The following is an 18129-nucleotide window of genomic DNA, read 5'->3' as shown; positions in this document are numbered from 1 at the left end:
ACAAACGAATACATTGCCTTTTTAAAATGCGTACTGCGATGCGCATAAGGGGACCCTGTCATATAGCTAGTAGTATAACTATAACCTGAAGTAAAGCGGGAGCTTTCTTATGCATACGCATAGGAAGCTCCCTTTTTTGATACTTGATTATCGATATGCGGGCAATTTTGCAAAGACAATGGATTTCTCCCTTGAAAGTTTATGCAACTTTAATGTATAATTATTTATGTCAACCTGTTAAGGAGTGAATGACTTGGAGAAAAACAATGTATCCCTGCGGGGAAAGAATGTTTTGGGCCTGGAAGATTTCAGCCCGGAAGAAATTCGCTTGGTGCTCGAAACCGCCAAGGAAATGAAGAACATCATTCATCGGGATATCAAGAAGGTTCCCACCCTGCGCGGCAAATCCATTGTCACCCTGTTCTACGAACCCAGCACCCGTACCCGTACTTCCTTCGAGCTGGCGGGCAAATACCTCGGGGCTGATGTGGTCAACATCACGGCAGGTTCCAGCAGCATTGTCAAAGGCGAAAGCCTCAGAGATACCCTCTACACCATCGAGGCCATGGGGGTAGATGCCATCGTTATGCGCCATAAGGCAGAGGGCGCAGCTGAATACGCTTCCCGCGTAGTCAGCCCCGTAATCCTCAACGCCGGTGACGGCGCTCATGCTCATCCGTCCCAGGGTCTCCTGAACCTCTTCACGATCCAGGAACATAAGGGTCATCTGGAGGGACTGAAGGTAGCTATTATCGGCGACGTGCTCCACAGCCGTGTGGCCCGTTCCGATATCTACGGCATGCGTAAGATGGGCATGGAAGTGCATATCGCCGGGCCCAAGACACTGTTGCCCCGCTTCCTCTATGAAGAACCGGGCATCGTGGTGCATGAGCGCATTGAAGACGCCATCGCCAATGCTGATGTCATCGAAGTGCTGCGCATCCAGCTGGAGCGCATGAAGGGCGGTCTGTTCCCGACGACCAGAGAATATGCCCGCATCTTCGGCCTCAACGACACGCGCCTGAAATTGGCCAAGGATGATGTACTGATCCTGCATCCGGGCCCCATGAACAAGGGCTGGGAAATCTCGCCCTTCACGGCTTACGGCCAGAATTCGGCCATTCAGGAAGAAGTACAGAACGGCGTAGCCGTGCGCATGGCGCTCTTTACCTTGGTGCTGACGGGAGGAAAACAGGCATGAAAATTTTGCTCAAAGGCGGACGCGTAATCAATCCGGAAAATAAATTCGATGCAATCGCTGATGTGCTGGTGGAAGATGGCAAGGTTGCCAAGATTGCCGCAAGCATTGCGGATCAGGCTGATGAGGTAATCGATGTCACGGGCAAGGTAGTGACTCCGGGCCTTATCGACCTGCATGTTCATCTGCGGGAGCCGGGCCAGGAAGCCAAGGAAGATTTCGCTTCCGGTACTCAGGCAGCAGCAGCGGGCGGTTTCACCACCATCTGCACCATGCCCAACACCAAACCGGCTGTGGATTCGGCAGCTTTGGTACGCAGCCTCAGAATGCGTGCTCAGGAAGTGGGCGTCGTCAAAGTGGAAATCATCGGCGCCGTTACGAAGAATCAGGAAGGCAAGGAACTGGCGGAGATGGGGGATATGATTGAGGCCGGCGCCGTGGCCTTCTCCGATGATGGTCACTTCGATCCCAGCGCCAAGGTCATGCTCAATGCCTTCGATTACCTCCATACTTTTGACAAGGTCATCATCAACCACGAGGAGGAACCCACGCTGATTGAAGACGGCGTGATGAACGAAGGTCATCGCAGCGCCATGCTGGGGCTCAAGGGCCGCCCAACGGTTGCCGAGGACATCGCTGTGGCCCGGGACATCATGCTGGCTGAGTACGCCGGTTCCAAAGTCCATATCGCTCATATCAGTTCCGCCCGGGCGGTGGATATCGTGCGTCAGGCCAAGAAGCGGGGCGTCAAGGTAACGGCGGAGGCCACGCCCCAGCATCTGACCATGACGGAAGAATGTGTCAACCTCTTTGACACCTCCACGAAGATCAATCCGCCCCTGCGGGCTCAGAAGGACTGTGACGCCATTTTGGAAGGCTTGAAGGACGGCACCATCGATGCTATTGTCACCGACCACAGCCCCCATGCCCAGGAAGAAAAGGACAGGGAGTATATCTATGCCCCAAGCGGTTTCCCGGGCCTCGAAACTTCCTTAGGTGTTATGCTGACGGATCTCTATCATGAGCAGAAACTTGACCTGCCCCTGATCGTTTCCAAGATGAGCTATGAACCGGCTCAGGTTTTCGGTCTGGAAGCAGGCAAGTTAAGCGAAGGTGCGCAGGCAGATATCACGGTAATCGACCCGGAACTGGAATGGACAGTTGACGAAAAAGAATTCTATACCAAGGGCAGCCACAGTCCCTTCGTGGGCCGCAAGCTCAAAGGCAAGGCGGTGCTGACCATGGTCAAAGGTAAAGTAGTTATGCAGGATGGGAAAGTCCTGGACTGACAGATATGAGGTGTTTTCATGAAGGGTAAATTAATCCTCGAAGACGGCAGCGTTTTCACGGGGCAGTTATTGAATGACAGCCGGGCCACCGGCGAAGTGGTGTTCAACACCAGCATGACGGGGTATCAGGAAAGCCTGACAGACCCCTCCTATTGCCGCCAGATTCTGACGCTGACCTATCCTATGGTAGGCAACTACGGTATTGCAGATATTTTCATGCAGTCCCGTAAAGCCTTTGTAGGCGGCTTCGTAATCGGCGAGCTCTGTGAACTGGGCAGCAATTGGCATTATGAAGAAAGTCTGGCCCAGTTCCTGACCAAACAGGATATTCCCTGCCTTTACGATGTGGATACCCGTGCCGTTACCCGCAAAATCCGCAACGCCGGTACCATGAAGGGGATTATCGTACCCGAGGATGCCAGCCAGGAAGAAATCGACAAGCTCATGGCAGTGCCCATCAAAAAGGAAGTGGTTATGGAAGTGACCACGCCTGAGGCCTATACCATTGAAGCAGAGAAGGAAGATGCTCCGCTGGTGGTGGCCATGGACTTCGGCGTCAAGCAGAATATCCTGACTTCCCTGCACGATATCGGCTGCAAGCTGCAGGTTGTGCCGGCAGATACGAAAGCCGAGGATATCCTGGCTATGAATCCGGACGGCATTTTCCTCTCCAACGGCCCCGGCGACCCCGCCGATGTGCCGGAAATCGTGGAGGAAATCAAGAAGCTCATCGGCAAGAAACCCATCTTCGGTATCTGCCTGGGCCATCAGCTTATTGCCCGGGCTTTGGGGGCTAAGACCTATAAGCTCAAGTTCGGTCATCGCGGTTCCAACCAGCCGGTCAAGGATCTGCGCACGGGCAAGGTACAGATTTCCTCCCAGAACCACGGCTATGCGGTGGAGGAGGAGTCCTTGAAGGATCTGCCCCTGGAAGTTACCCATATCAATGTCAACGATGGTACGGTGGAAGGCGTGCGTCATACGGAACTGCCGCTGTTCTCCGTGCAGTATCATCCGGAAGCCTCCCCGGGCCCGGACGACAATCTTTATTTATTCGACGAATTTTGGACCATGTTGAAGGGAGAATAAGATGCCAAAGAAGGAAAATCTCAAAAAAGTAATGGTAATTGGCTCAGGCCCCATCATCATCGGTCAGGCGGCGGAATTTGACTACGCCGGCTCCCAGGCCTGCCGTGCCCTCAAAGAAGAAGGGCTGGAAGTGGTGCTGGTAAACTCCAACCCCGCCACCATCATGACGGATACCCATATTGCCGACAGAGTATATATCGAACCGCTGACGCCGGAATTCCTGGAAGAGATCATCGCCAAGGAAAAACCGGATGGCCTGTTGGCTACTTTAGGTGGTCAGGCTGGTCTGAACCTGGCTGTACAGCTGGCAGAAAACGGCGTATTGGAAAAGTACAATGTGGAACTTCTGGGTACGCCATTGTCGGCCATCAAGCAGGCAGAAGATAGAGAACTCTTCAAGGAAACCATGGAAAAGCTCGGCGAACCTATCCCGGAAAGCACCATCGTTGAAGATGTGCCCAGCGCCGTGGAGTTTGCCAACGGTATCGGTTATCCCGTTATCGTGCGCCCGGCCTACACCATGGGCGGTACTGGCGGTGGTATTGCCGAGAACGAAGAAGAACTTATCGATATCGTCATCAAGGGGCTCAATTACTCCCTGATTGGCCAGGTGCTCATCGAGCGCAGTGTGGCCGGCTGGAAGGAAATCGAGTATGAAGTCATGCGGGACGGCAATGACAACTGCATCACCGTCTGCAACATGGAAAACTTCGATCCCGTGGGCGTGCATACCGGTGACTCCATCGTCGTGGCTCCGTCCCAGACGCTCACGGATCATGAATATCAGATGCTGCGCAGCGCTTCTTTGCGCATTATCCGCGAGCTGGGCATCGAGGGCGGCTGTAACGCCCAGTATGCGCTGGATCCCAACAGCAACCGCTATTATGTAATCGAGGTTAACCCCCGTGTAAGCCGTTCTTCGGCCCTGGCTTCCAAGGCTACGGGTTACCCCATCGCCAAGGTTTCCGCCAAGATCGCCATTGGCTACACCCTGGATGAAATCACCAACGCCGTCACCCAGAAGACCAAGGCCTGCTTTGAGCCGTCCCTGGACTACTGCGTGGTGAAATTCCCCCGTTGGCCCTTTGACAAGTTTGTCTATGCGGACAAGACCCTGGGCACTCAGATGAAGGCTACCGGCGAGGTTATGAGCATTGACCGTCATTTCGAAGGCGCCATCCTCAAGGCTGTGCGTTCGCTGGAGATCGGTGTACATCGTCTCCATATGCCCAAGATGGCTGATTGGGATGATGAGCGTGTCAAGAAGAACCTGGCCCGCGTCAATGACGAGCGTATCTTTGTGATTGCTGAAGCCCTGCGCCGGGGCATTGCCACGGTGGATGAAATCCACAACATTACCAAAGTGGACAAGTGGTTTATCAATAAGCTCAACAATATCGCTCAGGTGGAAAACCAGCTGGCTGAGGATGCTCTGACGCCGAGCCTGATGCTGGCAGCCAAGAATGTGGGCCTTGCTGATGTATCCATCGCGGAAATCACGGGCAAGACGGCAGACGAGATCCGCACCACCCGCAAGAGCATGGGCGTACTGCCCTGCTACAAGATGGTCGATACCTGTGCCGCTGAGTTCGAAGCTGCTACGCCGTATTACTACTCCACCTTCCGCGGGGAGCAGGACGAAGTAGAAGTTTCCAACAAGCGCAAGGTCATCGTGCTGGGTTCCGGCCCCATCCGCATCGGTCAGGGTGTGGAATTTGACTATTGCTCCGTACATTCTGTCTGGGCGCTGAAGGAAATGGGCATTGAAGCCATCATCATCAACAACAACCCGGAAACCGTATCCACGGACTTCGATATCTCTGATAGACTGTATTTCGAACCGCTGACCACCGAGGATGTGCTGAACATCATCGACAAGGAAAAGCCCGAAGGGGTTATCGTCCAGTTTGGCGGCCAGACCGCCATCAACCTGGCGGCTTCCCTGCAGAAGGCTGGCGTCAAGGTCTTCGGTACTTCCGTTGACGATATCGATAGGGCAGAGGATAGAGAGCGCTTCGATGAAGTGCTGACACAGACTCAGATTCCCCGTCCCCAGGGCATCAGCGTCACGAATCTCGAAGACGCCATTAGCGGTGCGGAACGCATCGGCTATCCCGTCATGGTACGTCCTTCCTACGTACTGGGCGGCCGGGCCATGGAAATCGTCTACAACGAAGCAGAGCTTCGCGACTATATGAGCCGGGCCGTCAAGGTTACGCCGGATCATCCGGTGTTAGTGGACCGCTACATGCAGGGCACGGAAGTGGAAGTGGATGCTATCTCCGACGGCATCGATGTGCTGATCCCGGGCATTATGGAACATGTGGAGCGGGCCGGCGTTCACTCCGGCGACAGTATCGCCGTATATCCGGCCCAGACACTGCCCTCCAAGGTGCTCTACACCATCATCGACTACACCAAGCGGCTGGCGGTGGCCCTGCATGTCAAAGGCCTGCTGAATATCCAGTTCGTCGTGGTCAACGATGAGGTCTTCATTATCGAAGTGAACCCCCGTTCCAGCCGTACGGTGCCCTTCCTGTCCAAGGTAACGGATGTGAAGATGGTCAATCTGGCCACCCGCATCGCGCTGGGCGCATCCCTGAAGGATGTCAGCGACCGCACGGGGCTGGTGCCGCCGAAACCCTATGTGGCAGTTAAGGCGCCGGTATTCTCCTTCGCCAAGATGACGGACGTGGATATCGCCCTTGGCCCCGAAATGAAATCCACGGGTGAGGTCATGGGCATTGACTATCACTATGCAAGAGCCCTCTACAAGGCCATTGTGGGTTCCGGCATCAATGTGCCCACCAAGGGATGCGTCCTCTTCACCGTAGCCGATAAGGACAAGGAAGAGATGAAACAGCTGGCCAAGGCCTTCTCGGAGCTGGACTTCAATATCGCTGCCACGGAAGGTACCGCCAAGGCCATCAAGTCCATGGGCATCGATGTGGAAGTGGTGGGCAAGGTGCATGAGCGCAGCTCCGACATCATCGAGAAGATCAAGACCGGCAAGATTCATATGGTTATCAATACTTTAACGCAGGGCAAACATTCCCTGAAGGATGGTTTCAAGATCCGCCGGGCCACCGTAGAGCATGGCATTGCCTGCCTGACCTCGCTGGATACTGCCTGGGAAGTAATGCGGGTGCTGTCCTTTATGCGGGAGCGCCGTCTGGTTTACTCCCTGGCCATCCAGGATTATGTGGGCGGAGGTGACGACCTTGCCTAAGGCTTTGGTGGATGCCGAGGTTATCCTGAACCGGGAACTGGTGAGCGGGGTGTACTACCTGGAGGTAGAAGCCCCCAAAATTGCCCGGGAGGCAGAGCCGGGACAGTTTGTCCAGCTGCAGATCCCCGATGGTGCCTTTACCCTGCGCCGTCCCGTGGGTATTGCCGCCCGCAATCTGCAGACGGGCACCGTGGCCTTTATCTACCGCACGGTGGGGAAGGGCACGGCGGCTTTGGCCAAGGTCAAGACCGGGGCTGTTATCAATGTGCTGGGGCCCTTGGGGCACGGCTTTGCTATGACGGCTAAGCGCCCCCTGCTGGTGGGGGGCGGCATGGGGCTTTCCCCGTTGCTGTTCTACGCCTCCGCCATGGAAGGCAAGGCCGATATCTTGATGGGGGGCCGCTCAAAGCAGGAGCTTTTCTGGGAAGAGCTATATATGCCGCTGGTGCAGGAGGTATTCTGCACCACGGATGATGGCTCTTATGGGCAGAAGGGCTTCACCACCGCGGCTTTGCCGGAAATCCTGGCCAAGGGTGATTACGACCTCGTTGTGGCCTGTGGCCCGGAAATCATGATGCAGGGCATCGCCAAGATTGCCCATGAGCATGGTATTCCCTGTCAGGTTTCTCTGGAAAAGCGCATGGGCTGCGGCCTTGGTGCCTGCCTGTCCTGTTCCATCGACACCACGGACGGCCAGCGCAAGAAGGTCTGCAAGGACGGCCCAGTATTCTATGCCCAGGAGGTGTTTGACCTGTCATGAGTACTATCAATCTGCAGGATAAACGCCTGCATACCAATATCGCTGGCATCCAGATGAATACACCAGTGCTCACAGCTTCGGGCACCTTCGGCTTTGGCGAGGAATTTGCCGAATTCGTTGACTTGTCAAGGCTCGGCGGCGTCATGGTCAAGGGCACCACCTTGAAGCCCCGCCGGGGCAACGAAGGCATCCGCATTACGGAAACGCCCGGCGGTATGCTCAACTGCATCGGTCTGGAAAATCCCGGCGTGGAGGTTTTCTTGCAGGAAACTTTGCCCCGCATCACGAAGTATGACATGAATGTAATCGTTAATATCTCAGGCAGTACGGTGGAAGAATACGGCGTGTTGGCGGAAATGCTGGATGTGCCCGGAGTGGCGGCCATTGAACTCAATGTCTCCTGTCCCAATGTCAAGGAGGGCGGCATTGTCTTCGGTACCGATCCCAAAGCTGCGGCGGCTGTGGTCAAAGAGGCCAAGACTCATACGAAAAAGCCGGTTATCCTGAAGCTTTCGCCTAATGTGACCGATATCGTTACCATGGCCAAAGCCGTAGAGGATGCGGGGGCAGATATAATTTCCCTGATCAATACCCTGATGGGCATGGAAATCAATATCCGCACGAAGAAGCCCACGCTGGGCAATATCACCGGCGGCCTGTCCGGCCCCTGCGTGAAGCCTGTGGCCCTGCGCATGGTCTATCAGACAGCCAAAGCCGTCAAAGTTCCCCTGATTGGCATGGGGGGCATCAGTTCTGCCGAGGACGCCATTGAGTTCCTGTTGGCAGGAGCCAGTGCCGTGGCAGTAGGTACGGCTAATTTCCATGATCCGGCTGTGACCATGAAGATCTGTGATGGCATCAATGATTATCTGGCGCAGCAGCATTTGGAATCCGTGCAGGATATTATCGGTGCAGCACTTTAAGTCAAATTTTTACAGTATACAGGAGGCCCGGTTATGGCAGATGAACGCTTGATAGCAGCCCTTGATGTTCACAAGATGGAAGATGTGGAACGGCTGGTAAAGACATTAGGAGACAGTGTGTCCTATTACAAGGTGGGCATGGAGCTCTTTTACAGTGTGGGCGCTCAGGTGGTAACCTGGCTCAAGGAGCAGGGAAAGGATGTTTTCCTTGATCTCAAACTTCACGATATACCCAATACGGCGGCGGGCGGTATCTGCTCGCTGATGAGACTGGGGGCAACCATGCTCAATGTCCATGCCAGCGGCGGCTATACCATGATGAAGACCACTGTGGATCGGATGCATGCGGAAGCCGAGAAGATGGGCATTGAATGTCCCAAGCTTATCGCGGTTACGGTACTGACCAGCATCAATCAGGAGGACTGGGAAGGCCTTGGACAGGCCATCCAGATCAAGAGCGCTGTGGTGCGCTATGCCAAACTGGCCAAGAAAGCCGGCCTGGATGGTGTAGTGGCTTCTGCCCAGGAAGCAGCCCTTATTCGGGAAGCCTGCGGCGATGACTTCCTGATTGTCACGCCGGGCATCCGGCCTGCAGGCAGTGATGTCAACGACCAGAGCCGGATTGCAACGCCGGCCAATGCCTTGAAGGATGGTTCCACCCATCTGGTGATTGGCCGTCCCATCTATGCCGCGGCTGATCCGAAGGCTGCCGCTTTGAAGATTATAGAAGAAATGGAGAACGTAAGATAAGATGACGGAACAGGAAGTAAAAGAATTACTGATTGAAACGGGGGCGATTATGGATGGTCATTTTCTGCTGACCTCCGGTTTGCACAGCCCTCATTATGTGGAAAAGTTCAATGTGCTCCAGCAGCCGAAATACACGGAAAAACTCTGCCAGGCCATGGCTGAGAAGTTCAAGGATGCCAACATTGAAACGGTAGTCGGCCCTGTGACCGGCGGCATCCTGCTGGCCCATGAGACGGGCAAGGCCCTGGGAACCCGTGCCATCTTCACGGAACGGGTGGACGGCAAGATGACCTTCCGCCGGGGCTTCAGCCTCCATGAAGGGGAACGCTGCCTGATCGTGGAAGACATTGTGACCACCGGTGGCTCCATCAAGGAAGTCATCGAAGTGGTCAAAGCCCACGGCGGCATTCCTGTAGCCGTCAGCATGCTGGTTGACCGCAGCGGCGGCAAAGCCAGCTTCGGTGACGTGCCTTGCACGGCACTCCTGCATATGGATGTGGAAACCTACAAGCCTGAGGAATGTCCGCTGTGCAAACAGGGGATTCCGATGACCAAAAGAGGGAGTACTGGTAAGGTAAATGTATAGTTTTCAGTAGAAGAATATGCGGATATCCTTATAGGATTTTCCACGTTCTTCCGGGCGGCGGCCCAGCTCAATGCGCTGGATAAGGCTTTGCCAAAGTTCTCTTTTCTGCTCGCGTGGCAGAGTGAGATAGGTATTCACGAAATCATCGTCATCCATGATTTTATCAACCAGCGGTGATATGGTCTTTTGGTTGGCTGCTGCATAGGCAGCCTGGGCAAGCTCTTTTTGCAGTCGCTCATAATCAACTTTATAACTATCTTTATCAATCAATCCATCAAGGTAGAGGTCTTTCAATCGGGAAAGCTTTGTCTTGATGGATTTTATTTTATCCTTTTCTGGAACATGCTTGTTTTGCTGGTCAAAATGAATGAGGTATGATTCTAATAGCGGACGGATGTTATTCAGCAGGAATTTTTCGATTACGTTCTCACTGATACCGCCACCGAACAAGCATCCCCCTGCGGTATGCGGCTTACCTGTGATATAGCGATTGCCACAGATGTAGGTTTGTTGATAGCTATTTTTTTTCTTGTTGACGTAACCTCGATGTGCGACCATGATAGTACCACAGGATGGGCAGACCACTTTGCCGGAGAACAGATAAATTCTTCCTGATCGTCTTGGCTGCTGATTGCGGGAGAGAATTGTCTGTACGCGATCAAACTGCTCTGGAGGGATAATGGCCGGGCAGTAGTCGGGGATGCCGTAGCGAACTCCCTTATACGTTGGATTACGCAAAATACGCCAAACACGGCGGGCGTCAATGGATATGCCAAACTTATCGAGTATCTTGCGGAAAATGGAGTGGGTGGCGTACCCCGCCAGTATTTGCTGGAAGATGAACTCGACTATAGGCCGTTCCTTTTCGATGACCACCAGATGCTTATCCTTGATTTCATAGCCGAATGGATGCTTGCCGGTGGTTTCCTCCTTGCGGCGATGCTTTCCTTCGTTGACATACTTGATGCGGTCGCTGGTCTGGTCGGATTCATTCTGGGCGATGGAGAGTTTGAGGTTCAGCATCAGCCGCCCATTGGTCGTGGTGGTATTGTAGTCCTCCTGCGTGCATTCCCAGTTTACGCCGTACTGGTCGAGAACGTCCTGCACCTTGTAATAATCCCGCACATTGCGGAACCAGCGGTCCAAGCACTTCAGCAGGATTGTCTGCCCGCACATCGTCAAGGAGTCGCTGGAGCTCCTTACGGCGGGAGAGTGCTTTGCGGGCGGTGTTGCCTTCATCGGCGTACACGCCAACGACAGTATAATGGTGTGCAAGGGCGTACTGCTCCAGATCATGCTGCTGTTCAGATAGGGAGAAGCCATGCTTGGCCTGTTCCTCGGTGGATACACGGATATAAAGCGCTGCTTTTTTCATAATAAAACACCTCTCTAGTTTATTTGCGTTTGGCAAACAAGCCTGAGAGGTGGTATAATCTACTTTGGGTAGTGTGATTAGTCTCTCTCAGACTGATTGCATCCAGGCCGTTCCTGTTGGCGCAGGGGCGGCTCATTTTTATTTTTGATGCCGTATTTGAGCTGTCAAATGCCAGTCATCGGGAAATCCCAATAACCTTAGAATGTGATTCGTATCAATGGATTGAAGACCGTTGCTAAGAGTTCGCATTCTTTTTCGAATAGTGTTATGGAGCCAAGAAAATTCAGTTTCACTCAAGAAGCATTGCAAGGAAACATAGACAGAATATACATCCCGGCGTTCACTGCGTTGTGCTAAATTATAACGGTCATGTAATTCAGGCCAGTACCTGCTGTCACGACGGCACTTAAAGCCAATCATACGGTTATTGTGTGCGCAAACATTGCGAAGTTCGTTTATGTTGGCCAACAGGTCAAGCATATTTTCGGGTGGGAATAAGCTGATGTGGGGGAGATTTTGCTTTGTAAAATCTAAAATATCACGAGAAACCTTATTTTGGATAGGTTTTTTAGAATTTATAATCATGTACCGAAGGTCACCAAAGTCTATATAGTTTACCAATACCCATATAGGTACATTGCCATAGGCATGCACATAATGATGGATACTGGAGTCGGAGAATTTATTTTGATGATTGATTATGCCTGATAACTTGTGGATAGTTTGAACCGCATCCAGAACGCGATTCTGATCATAACAGGCGATATCAAGATACGAATAACGTATATGATGATATGCTTCTGCAAAATGGTAGGCAAAAATGGCTTTTAAGTGTGCCTCAACAGCAAGGACTGCTTTGAAAAAGGCCTGCTTTAGCTCCACATCAAAGGTGTATAAACGGATTACCTCATCAAGGGATGTTCCATTTGTATAGTGATCCTGATTGGTCGGGAAAAACTTGCTATACCCATTGATGATGTTGTAATAGTTGTTGCTGAGAAGAAGTTTTTTGGCCTGCTCATCGTCCGTAATGATTAAATCACGGCTCTTCAGTAGTTCAATCTGTTCCGATAGAGTTCGGAATGGCTTTGCGGGTGTTGTCATAACAAAAATAGCCCCCTCCAATAATGGAGAGGACTATTCCCGCGCCGAGCTCCCGTAGGAGACATCAGCACTCTCTTCTTGCTCTCCATTATAACAAAAATAAACTTGATGTCAAGAAAAAATTGACAAAGACTAGATATTCTGCTAAAATAACCTTCTTATACTATATATAGTGGTGATTACGGATTGCACCGCTTGCACGGTACATATCCCGCAGCAATGGCATCGTCACGGGTGCTGAACTCCACGAACCTTTCCGGATGCTTTATTGTGGAGCAGCTGGAGTAGTGGAACTTCATCGACTTGGGATTACCGAGATAGTCAGATGCCAGGGCAGGGGTAGCTATTGATACACAGACAGCGGCCAGCGTGGCCAAAGCTATTTTCTTGAACATGGGAATCCTTCCTTTTTTATTGCAAGCTACTAGATTTTCATGGCGAAGCTCGTTATAATAGAGGCTAAAGGGGGATGGTTATCATGTTAGTAATGCACTATTTGTCATGCGCCATCACATTTTTGTTAGTCTTTTATCTGTTGTGGGTACTTGTTGATATTCCGCTGAAACGTTTTTGTAAGGGCTTGTTAAAGCCTGTCTATAGAAATCTTATCGGGATAACAGTATCACTTGTCATTCTGATAAATTTCTTCACCATTTCGTCGCCGTATAAATGATGGTGGTTAGAGGTCCTTGTTGGAAGCCTGTAGTTCCTGGATACCTTGTTTAGGAACTGGCAGTTTTTCTTCAAGGACCTTTTTAGTTAGCTCCATTTCCTTTAGATGGTTATCATTATATTCCTTGTAAGCATCCATCGCGTAGCCAATAACCCCTTTGGTTTCCCAATGAACTGGACCGACGTCAAGCGTTCCGCCAACGAAAAAGTGAAGAAGTACAAGAACAAAAACCATATTCTTCTTTTTTCCTACCCATTCGATAGGACCTGGCGAATTAACACTAGCTTTAAAGATAACATCATCCATGTCTACGGATAATTCTGGGTGCGCATTATTGAATATCTCAGCTACGCCATAGATGCTGTTCATTAAAACGCGTAGTTCAGAGTTCTTGATAGGCTCATGAGTAGTAACGTTAAATATGAGATGAGTCTCTTCATCATTACCATAGAAGTCAAATAATGTTCTGTTAATGAAGTTACTGCATTTGCTTGCGCTAGAAATAGAATGATGGGTATTGATTAAGCTATACAGATATGGGTCCAGATTTGCGCGGTCAACCGTTTTTATCCATTTTATGTTTCGCCGCTTTCGGAAAGGACATTTTCCTTCTTGAATATCATCTTTTGACTGTATATAGGCATCGGACTTAACAATACCGAAGGAAATCTCTCTGGATCGGGCATTTGGAATAAGTACAATATCATTTTTACGCATCGTGCCAACAAAAGTTTGCATTTGCGCAGCCGCAACGCCAGGACGCTTTTCGCCTTCGTAATGGTCTTTGACTTTATCTTTTAATTGTCTCAGGGTAAGGTCAGTGATTTCATCAAGATCAACAAAGTCATTCCAGTTTATTGCGATATAGCCATTCTCTTTAAATTCACGGTAGTACTTTCCACCTTCGGTTCGTACAAACCAATAGCCTTGAGGAAGTTCTTCATCAGAAAATAGGGGTAACTGCATTATATCAACATATCCTTTCTACATGCCGTCCATCCGGGCGGCTTATTTTTATGGTTTACATACTCCACAGCTGACATAACCATCTGTAATGGCTTCATCACGGGAACTGTACGGGATAAAGTTCTCGGGATGCTTGATGGTCCGGCAGGATGCGTAATGGAATTTCATAGAGCGCGGATTCGCCAGATAGTCAGAAGCTAGGGCAGGAGTTGCCATGGAGAGGCATACTGCGGTCAGTGTTGCCAGCGCTATTTTCTTAATCATTGATATCAGTCCTTTCGTATGTCATCTATCCGGGCGGCTTATTTGTGATATTTTTGCAATAAAATAGTATAATATAGGTGATAATATTGCAGAAAGTGAGGCGGTCGAACATGATGAAGTTTCTCAATTCATTCCTGCTGGCACTCCATGAAAAGGAAATCGTATCGTGCGTAAAAGTTCAGCATCAGCAAATAAGGGCGATGGAGGAAAAGCCTATAGATAACGATTTCCTCAAATATATGTTGGAACGTTTTGAGACGGATTTGGAATTTTTCGAGATGGTTCAGCTCAAAGCGGAGAATGACGAAGCAAAATCATTCTTCGGTAGGATTGCCATTTGTGGGCGTATCGTCAGAGATATTGTCCGTAGAAGGTTCTTCAGATGAGGAAGATAGCAATTTGATATCCTTAGTAGCCTTTATGAATCCTTTAATTTCACTATCGAGGGGTGCTTTTACGTCTTGTGGCGCTTCTAATGAAGGATGAACTTCACTGACCACTCATAATTGTGCTGTATCTTTTCTTTTAGGAAACTGGCGTATTCGCGGAATACGGATCGACGAAACTGCCTAAAATCTGCGCTGTTTGCTTTATCGCGCAAATGGTTCTTGCTAAAATTCATAGCATCATTCCTTTCCTTATCGAGCGTGGGGGCTTGATTTATGGATTATACTGTTCTCAAGAGGTATACAAAATTTACAGATGTTATATTTTAGTGCGGTGGAAGAAGTGATTCAAAATCGAGTATGCATGATGCTTTTACAACAATACCAAGATTGTTGGGAATAGACGTAATAACTCCTGGTATGACTTGTGTTGGGATTTCTATTGGTACAATTTTTCCGTTAGAATTATGCAGAAAAGTTTTCGATTGGATTCCGATTAGTTTTGTGCCATAATTAATTGTAAAATTACCATCAGCATCTTTGACCATGCCATTTTCGTATGACATCACTGGTGAGCCGCTGGAACCAGGGAAACAAGATGCATCTATTAGGAATTCATGACGTCCATTATAGTCAATAGATGGATTGGTAGCTGTAATTCCTTTTCGGAAAATAGGCATATTATTGATTTCGTCTGATATTCCATCTGGATATCCAACCATGATTATGTCATGTAAAATATTAATATGTTGTAATTCTTTTTCTGTGGCAATGTTTTCCTTAGAAAGGTATGGTATAAATAAGGACTTTATATGCGGACTAATATACGGAGCTAATATAATTATTGATAAATCGATGCCTTTATCGGGATGCATAATCACATACCTTTTATTAAGCTCTATGGTGAAGGGGAGATAATTACCTATCTGTGGCATATTGTTTTTCTTTGTGGTGATTTTTATAGTAATGGATAGCATATTTTCAATCATATGACGATTGGTTATTAATACGGGAATATATGATTGTTGTTGGTCAGAATTAAAGGCAAAGAAAAAACCCGTACCTGTAGAAAGCTGACCAGTATTCGTGGTGGCTTCAATTTTTGTTGTGGTAAATGGGAGTAAATCTAGAAAATCCATAATACCTATCCTTTCTTTATCGAGTTGTTCATCCGGGCGGCTTTTTTTATATTGCGAGGTTCATATTTATGCATAAAAGCGTAGAGCACTTTTTGCAATAAAATGGTATAATATACCTAGATATATTGCAGAAAGTGAGGGAGAATAATGTACAAGCTTATAATCCATATTGTCATAGTAGCTATGGCTGCTGCTACAATTATAAGAATGTCGGTAAATCCTTGGAAAACTGCAGCTTATTTGATGATATTACTTGCTTTTTGGGATGTTTTGAAGAATTACATACGCCAGTACAATAAGAAGTGAATTTAACTGGTCGATACTGGTTCTCGCGGGCTCATCAACGAAAGGTGAGACTAAATCTAAAGATTGTGCTAATCCAAACAGATATTGTGGTAAATCAGATATACTAGCAGTAGTGGTGTCTTTAATCTTCAACAACAGGTTTTGAATGTATTGCTCAATAGGAGTATCTTTATCCATTTCAACGGACAAAATGGTATCAATCTGTTGATAAGAATCCGGCTGTTCAGTGTGAAGATATTCTAAAGCAGGGAGCAGTGTTGATACATTTGATAGTGCAGGAGGCATTATAACGGCTGGGATGAAATGTTCTAATTGGAGAATTGTATTTTGAATCTTCATCAGCTCGGGGATTCTGGAAATATGTGCCAGCGTTCTTTGATATTCAGTCATTGCCGCAGCCATAGACATATATGGTTGTTGGTACATTGCAACAGCCTCAATAGCGGGGTGGAATGCCGCTGCCGTTATAGCCTGCGCCTGCGTAAGCTGAGCTGTAATCGCAGTAGTTTGCATAGCCGGTGAAGCGCAGGGTATCTGAATGGCGTTCTGAAATGCCTTTAGTGCCGGCGGATTGTAGATGCGCTGGATAGTTTCCGCCATTTCGAAAATTGGGTACGTATTTGTTGATAACCGTATATGATCCTGAATGGTAGCCAATAATATCCGCTTCTTTCTTTAGCCGTCCTTATGGGCGGCTTTTTGTTATGCCCATTTCAGCTCTATATGGAACTGCTCCATCAAGCGGTAGTCGATGTCGTGGAGGTTCAAAAGTACCATTTTGGTAGTTTTGCTGAATTAGGGAGGATAACCGGGGGCACTATCTGTCTATAACGATTTCATAATAATAGGCCATAGCCGTTTTAACGCGTTCATCTAGGTTTTTGGCATTTGCGAGCGCATGTTCCAGATTTGCGACTTGCGCATCAGTGGCGTATTGTTTTGTCACAGAAACAAATTCCTCTACAGCAGCTTCTTCATCGCCCTTGATGTTCTCGTTCGGCGCCCAAACTGCATAAGGATGCATATAAATCCGCTCGACATCTAAATGGAGGTCACGATAAAAAGACCTTCTCGCAGGCTGGCCATTAACTACATACATTCCTTTTTCTACAATATCCCTAAGTTCCGGGTAGCCGGCGGATGATTTGAGCGCATCCTCGCGCTCGGCCTTCTTAAAGGCTTCGTAGGCGCCAGCATCACCATTGAAATGAGGCGGGATGTATTCATCGTAGAAGTCGTACTTCTGCAGAAAGTCCCATACGGACAGGTCGTAGTGTTCGCACAGCTTGCCAAAGAGGAAAAAGCTGACAGGCTCATCTCCGTGTTCGTATTTCATAATAAGTGCTTCGGGGATTTTTGTATTCAAGGAAACGATGTCAGTGGTTTCTCCGTGTTCTTCACGCTCGGCCTTGAGTGCCGTGCTAATATCAACGCCAATAGTATCGTCGCCAACTAAATAATCGAGTGTACAGCCCAGAGTGTTTGCAATGCTCTGGGCTTTTGTTATGTCCAATTTTGTGGTCTTGCCGTTTAGAAAGTCAGAAATAGTAGACGCAGGCATGTTTGCAGCTGTGGCCAAATCTTTCCGCTTTAAATTTTTCATATCTAAACATATCTGTATTTTTTCGCTTGGGGCCATCATTTTATCGCCTTCTTTCATAGCTTCATTATAACATTTCTACGAAAATCCGTAAATATAAAATAGATAAATCCGTAGAAATACGAAAAAATCAGTTGACATATTACGAGACCCGTATTATATTATAGCCATGAACAACGAGTTTCGTATTAGAACGAAAAAAGAGTCCGAATATCGTAGTAAGGAGGTAAAGTAAGATGTTTCCAAATCTAAAAGCTGAGATGGCCCGATATGGACTTAGTTATGCTCAGGTATCTGCGGCAGTGGGGCGTAACCCTGCATGGCTGGATGCCAAGCTAAGGGGGAAGGGCAATATCTCAATTCAGGAGGCCATCACTATTCATAACAAGTTCTTTTCCAATATGGATTACGACTACTTGTTTGCGAGTGAGCTTATTGATACCACAAATATGGCAGTGTAAGGAGGAAATCAGCGTTGAGTGAAGCATTGGT

At 49.0% G+C, this 18129-nt stretch carries 18 protein-coding genes and 1 pseudogene; 10 read left to right on the top strand and 9 right to left on the bottom strand.

Features of this window, described 5'->3' with window-relative positions; genetic code table 11:
- The first annotated feature begins 253 nt into the window (after window positions 1–253).
- The 8 genes from SELR_RS08570 to pyrE are packed head-to-tail and all read left to right on the top strand — an operon-like array spanning window position 254 to window position 9824.
- The gene (locus tag SELR_RS08570) at window positions 254–1201 is read left to right on the top strand and encodes an aspartate carbamoyltransferase catalytic subunit (RefSeq protein ID WP_014424829.1); all 948 of its coding nucleotides are present in this window, start codon (window positions 254–256) and stop codon (window positions 1199–1201) included.
- Window positions 1198–2487 (top strand): dihydroorotase, encoded by a 1290-nt coding sequence (locus SELR_RS08565; protein WP_014424828.1) that lies wholly within the window; start codon window positions 1198–1200, stop codon window positions 2485–2487. Before SELR_RS08570 ends, SELR_RS08565 begins: the two co-directional genes overlap by 4 nt.
- Window positions 2488–2505: 18 nt before the next feature.
- Complete coding sequence (carA, locus tag SELR_RS08560; RefSeq protein WP_014424827.1) at window positions 2506–3576, top strand: glutamine-hydrolyzing carbamoyl-phosphate synthase small subunit; 1071 nt, start codon at window positions 2506–2508, stop codon at window positions 3574–3576.
- A gap of 1 nt (window position 3577) precedes the next feature.
- Window positions 3578–6805 (top strand): carbamoyl-phosphate synthase large subunit, encoded by a 3228-nt coding sequence (gene carB / locus SELR_RS08555; protein WP_014424826.1) that lies wholly within the window; start codon window positions 3578–3580, stop codon window positions 6803–6805.
- Complete coding sequence (locus SELR_RS08550) at window positions 6777–7565, top strand: dihydroorotate dehydrogenase electron transfer subunit (protein WP_080585451.1); 789 nt, start codon at window positions 6777–6779, stop codon at window positions 7563–7565. Before carB ends, SELR_RS08550 begins: the two co-directional genes overlap by 29 nt.
- Complete coding sequence (locus SELR_RS08545) at window positions 7562–8488, top strand: dihydroorotate dehydrogenase (RefSeq protein ID WP_014424824.1); 927 nt, start codon at window positions 7562–7564, stop codon at window positions 8486–8488. The genes SELR_RS08550 and SELR_RS08545 overlap by 4 nt, the downstream gene beginning before the upstream one ends.
- A 33-nt stretch (window positions 8489–8521) precedes the next feature.
- The gene (gene pyrF, locus SELR_RS08540) at window positions 8522–9238 is read left to right on the top strand and encodes an orotidine-5'-phosphate decarboxylase (protein ID WP_014424823.1); all 717 of its coding nucleotides are present in this window, start codon (window positions 8522–8524) and stop codon (window positions 9236–9238) included.
- A gap of 1 nt (window position 9239) precedes the next feature.
- Window positions 9240–9824, top strand: coding sequence for an orotate phosphoribosyltransferase (gene pyrE / locus SELR_RS08535; RefSeq protein ID WP_014424822.1), 585 nt, complete (start codon window positions 9240–9242; stop codon window positions 9822–9824).
- 3 nt (window positions 9825–9827) lie between these two features.
- Here pyrE and SELR_RS08530 read toward each other — a convergent pair whose 3' ends face one another.
- From SELR_RS08530 to SELR_RS18355, 6 genes and pseudogenes are all read right to left on the bottom strand, one after another.
- Window positions 9828–10847 carry a recombinase zinc beta ribbon domain-containing protein gene (locus SELR_RS08530; protein WP_080585450.1) on the bottom strand — a complete coding sequence of 340 codons (1020 nt, stop codon included), beginning with the start codon at window positions 10845–10847 and terminating at the stop codon, window positions 9828–9830.
- Window positions 10833–11199: pseudogene (locus SELR_RS19530) on the bottom strand (recombinase family protein); the annotation flags it as partial. The gene SELR_RS08530 and the pseudogene SELR_RS19530, both read right to left, overlap by 15 nt.
- A gap of 138 nt (window positions 11200–11337) precedes the next feature.
- On the bottom strand, window positions 11338–12303 hold the full coding sequence (locus SELR_RS08525; protein WP_014424820.1) for an Abi family protein: 966 nt from the start codon (window positions 12301–12303) through the stop codon (window positions 11338–11340).
- A gap of 179 nt (window positions 12304–12482) precedes the next feature.
- The gene (locus SELR_RS08520) at window positions 12483–12698 is read right to left on the bottom strand and encodes an Ada metal-binding domain-containing protein (RefSeq protein ID WP_014424819.1); all 216 of its coding nucleotides are present in this window, start codon (window positions 12696–12698) and stop codon (window positions 12483–12485) included.
- A gap of 284 nt (window positions 12699–12982) precedes the next feature.
- Window positions 12983–13942, bottom strand: coding sequence for a restriction endonuclease (locus SELR_RS08515; protein ID WP_014424818.1), 960 nt, complete (start codon window positions 13940–13942; stop codon window positions 12983–12985).
- A 48-nt stretch (window positions 13943–13990) separates the two neighbouring features.
- Entirely contained in the window at window positions 13991–14206 is a 216-nt protein-coding gene (locus SELR_RS18355; protein WP_014424817.1) for a hypothetical protein, read from the bottom strand.
- 110 nt (window positions 14207–14316) lie between these two features.
- On the opposite strand from SELR_RS18355, the gene SELR_RS08510 reads away from it, so the two are divergent.
- Window positions 14317–14592, top strand: coding sequence for a hypothetical protein (locus SELR_RS08510; RefSeq protein ID WP_014424816.1), 276 nt, complete (start codon window positions 14317–14319; stop codon window positions 14590–14592).
- A 326-nt stretch (window positions 14593–14918) separates the two neighbouring features.
- Here SELR_RS08510 and SELR_RS08505 read toward each other — a convergent pair whose 3' ends face one another.
- The 3 genes from SELR_RS08505 to SELR_RS08495 form a co-directional block, all read right to left on the bottom strand.
- On the bottom strand, window positions 14919–15731 hold the full coding sequence (locus SELR_RS08505; RefSeq protein WP_014424815.1) for a S1 family peptidase: 813 nt from the start codon (window positions 15729–15731) through the stop codon (window positions 14919–14921).
- Between the two features lie 249 nt (window positions 15732–15980).
- Window positions 15981–16694 carry a hypothetical protein gene (locus tag SELR_RS08500; RefSeq protein WP_041914344.1) on the bottom strand — a complete coding sequence of 238 codons (714 nt, stop codon included), beginning with the start codon at window positions 16692–16694 and terminating at the stop codon, window positions 15981–15983.
- A 160-nt stretch (window positions 16695–16854) separates the two neighbouring features.
- Window positions 16855–17679 carry a helix-turn-helix domain-containing protein gene (locus tag SELR_RS08495; protein WP_014424813.1) on the bottom strand — a complete coding sequence of 275 codons (825 nt, stop codon included), beginning with the start codon at window positions 17677–17679 and terminating at the stop codon, window positions 16855–16857.
- Between the two features lie 194 nt (window positions 17680–17873).
- Here SELR_RS08495 and SELR_RS08490 point away from each other — a divergent pair, with 194 nt between their 5' ends.
- On the top strand, window positions 17874–18098 hold the full coding sequence (locus tag SELR_RS08490; protein ID WP_014424812.1) for a helix-turn-helix domain-containing protein: 225 nt from the start codon (window positions 17874–17876) through the stop codon (window positions 18096–18098).
- The last annotated feature ends 31 nt before the right edge of the window (window positions 18099–18129 follow it).

The organism is Selenomonas ruminantium subsp. lactilytica TAM6421 (assembly GCF_000284095.1).
Classification (GTDB): domain Bacteria; phylum Bacillota; class Negativicutes; order Selenomonadales; family Selenomonadaceae; genus Selenomonas_A; species Selenomonas_A lactilytica.
Note: the sequence above shows the minus strand (reverse complement) of the source record. Positions and strands in the feature narration are given on the sequence as shown.